Origin of the sequence: Streptomyces sp. SID5785 (assembly GCF_009870065.1) — a bacterium.
Taxonomy (GTDB): domain Bacteria; phylum Actinomycetota; class Actinomycetes; order Streptomycetales; family Streptomycetaceae; genus Streptomyces.
This window is the reverse complement of record NZ_WWIA01000966.1, coordinates 1-2,659: the sequence shown is the minus strand read 5'-3', so window position 1 is coordinate 2,659 and position 2,659 is coordinate 1. Positions and strand designations below refer to the sequence as shown.

General features: G+C 74.5%; 2 protein-coding genes and 1 pseudogene. All 3 read left to right on the top strand.

Annotated elements, in window-relative coordinates; all coding sequences use genetic code 11:
- On the top strand, window positions 1–597 hold a 597-nt coding region (locus tag GTW43_RS31555; protein ID WP_161305400.1), incomplete at its 5' end, for a C-terminal helicase domain-containing protein.
- Entirely contained in the window at window positions 594–1,988 is a 1,395-nt protein-coding gene (locus tag GTW43_RS31550) for an SWF or SNF family helicase (protein ID WP_237536916.1), read from the top strand. The genes GTW43_RS31555 and GTW43_RS31550, both read left to right, overlap by 4 nt.
- Before the next feature lie 137 nt (window positions 1,989–2,125).
- Window positions 2,126–2,659, top strand: a pseudogene (locus GTW43_RS31545) (type III polyketide synthase); the annotation flags it as partial.

Sequence of the window (2,659 nt, the reverse complement as noted above, 5' to 3'; positions counted from 1 at the left end):
CTCAAGCAGATCTGCAACCACCCGGCGCAGTACCTCAAGGAGGACGCTCCGCGCATCCCCGGCCGCTCGGGCAAGCTGGAGCTCCTCGACGAACTCCTGGACACCATCCTGGCCGAGGACGCGAGCGTGCTCGTGTTCACCCAGTACGTGCAGATGGCCCGGCTCGTGGAGCGCCACCTCGCGGCGCGCGGTGTCCCGACGCAGTTCCTGCACGGCGGCACGCCCGTGGCGGAACGCGAGGCGATGGTGCAGCGCTTCCAGGACGGTGAAGTCCCGGTGTTCCTGCTCTCCTTGAAGGCGGCGGGCACGGGGCTGAACCTCACGCGCGCGGAGCATGTCGTGCACTACGACCGCTGGTGGAACCCCGCGGTGGAGGCCCAGGCCACGGACCGCGCGTACCGCATCGGGCAGACGCGCCCGGTGCAGGTGCACCGGCTGATCGCCGAGGGCACCATCGAGGACCGCATCGCCGCGATGCTGGAGCGCAAGAGGGAGCTGGCGGACGCCGTGCTGGGGTCCGGCGAAGCGGCTCTCACCGAACTCACCGATGCCGAACTGGCCGATCTGGTCGAGCTGCGAGGGGGCGGCGTCCGATGAGCGATCTCTACGGCGAGCACGACAGGCACGGCGACCGTTACGGGCACGACGAACACGACGAACACGACGAGTACGACGCGCAGGACGAGTACGACGCGCAGGACCGGAACGGCGAGCGCGACGGGCAGGACGGGCACGCGCGCGGCGAGGAGCGCACGTTGCCCGCGCTGCCGCCCGCCCACGGCAAGGCCTTCGCCCGCACCTGGTGGGGTCAGGCCTGGCTGAAGGCGCTCGAGGACACGGCCCTGGAGCTCGCGCAGCTCAAGGCGGGGCGCCGGCTGGCCCGCGCCGGAGCGGTCGGCGCGGTCTCGGTGCGGCCCGGGCGGATCACGGCGGTGGTGCAGGACCGCGGGGGCGCCCGGCACCGGGCCGACGTGCTGCTCCAGCCGCTCGACGCGGAGGCGTGGGACCGCTTCGCCGACATGGCCGTCGAGCGCGCGGGACACATCGCGGCGCTCCTGGACCGCGACATGCCGCCGCACCTCGTGGAGGACGCGGCGACGGCGGGCGTCGAACTCCTGCCGGGGATCGGGGATCTGGAGCCGCGGTGCGAGTGCGGCGCCTGGGACCACTGCGCCCACACGTCCGCGCTCAGCTACCAACTGGCGCGGCTCCTCGACCAGGACCCGTTCCTGCTGCTCCTGCTGCGCGGGCGCGGCGAGCGAGAGCTGCTCGACGAGCTCCAGGTGCGCAGCGCTCCCGGCTCCGGGCCCGAGTCCGGCCCGGAGCCCGAGGGCGTGGACGCGGCGGAGGCGTACGCGTCCGCACTCGTCCTGCCGCCGCTGCCCGCCGAGCCGGTGCTCCCCGAGGAGCCGGGGGCGCTGCCCTCGCTCGACACCGAGACGCCCGCGCCCGAGGGGGTCGACGCCGACGCGCTGGCGTTCCTGGGCGCCCAGGCGGCGGCCGAGGCCCGCAGGATGCTTGCGGAGGCGCTCGGCGCGGGGCACGCGCTGCGGGCGGCGCGTCCCGAGCCGGATGTCGCCGAGGACGCCGTACGGCTGGCCTGCGGCGGCCCGGCTGCGGCGGTCGCGGCGCGCCTGGCCGCGGGCTCGGGCCGGGACCGGGAGGGACTGGCGCTCGCGGTGCGGGCCTGGGAGTGCGGCGGCCCCGCCGCGCTCGCCGTCCTGGAGCAGGACCGGGCGCCCGACCCCGAGAGTGCCGCCCGCGCGCGTGCGGCGCTGGACGCGGCGTGGGACGACGGCGAGCGCCCCGCGCTGAAGGCGTCGCGAGGCCGCTGGACCGCGGCCGGCGGCACCGCGCAGCTGCGTCTGGGCGAGGACGGCCGCTGGTGGCCGTACCGCAAGGAGCGCGGGCGCTGGACGCCCGCCGGTGCGGCCACCGCGGATCCCGCGTCCGCGCTGGCCACGGCGCTGGGCACCGGCGAGGAGTAGCCGCGGCGCAGTCCCCCGTCACCACCGGCACGGAGTAGTCCGACGGGACGAACGGCGCGCGGCGGGGGATCGTGGTTGAGCCGCCCACGACAAGGGGCCGGCGACTCCACCGGGGGGCGATCGGAAGGCGCAGGCTCATGGCGACTTTGTGCAGACCAGCTGTCTCCGTGCCGGAACACGTGATCACCATGGAGGAGACGCTCGCCCTGGCGCGCGCGCACCACGAGGACCACCCCCAACTCCCGCTGGCCCTGCGCCTGATCGAGAACACCGGGGTGCGCACACGGCACATCGTGCAGCCCATCGAGGAGACGCTGAAGCACCCCGGCTTCGAGGAGCGCAACACGCTCTACCAGGCGGAGGCCAAGGCCCGGGTGCCCGCGGTGGTGCAGCGGGCGCTCGACGACGCGGAGCTGCGCGCCACGGACATCGACGTGATCATCTACGTGTCGTGCACGGGCTTCATGATGCCGTCGCTGACCGCGTGGCTGATCAACGAGATGGGCTTCTCCAGCGACACCAGACAGATACCTATAGCCCAGCTGGGCTGCGCCGCCGGCGGCGCCGCGGTGAACCGGGCGCACGACTTCTGCACCGCCTACCCCGAGGCGAACGCACTGATCGTGGCCTGCGAGTTCTGCTCCCTGTGCTACCAGCCCACCGACCTGGGA

Bases quoted from the DNA above. Each gene is read 5' to 3' on its own strand.
- GTW43_RS31550 (WP_237536916.1), top strand. From the start codon at position 594: ATGAGCGATCTCTACGGCGAGCACGACAGGCACGGCGACCGTTACGGG.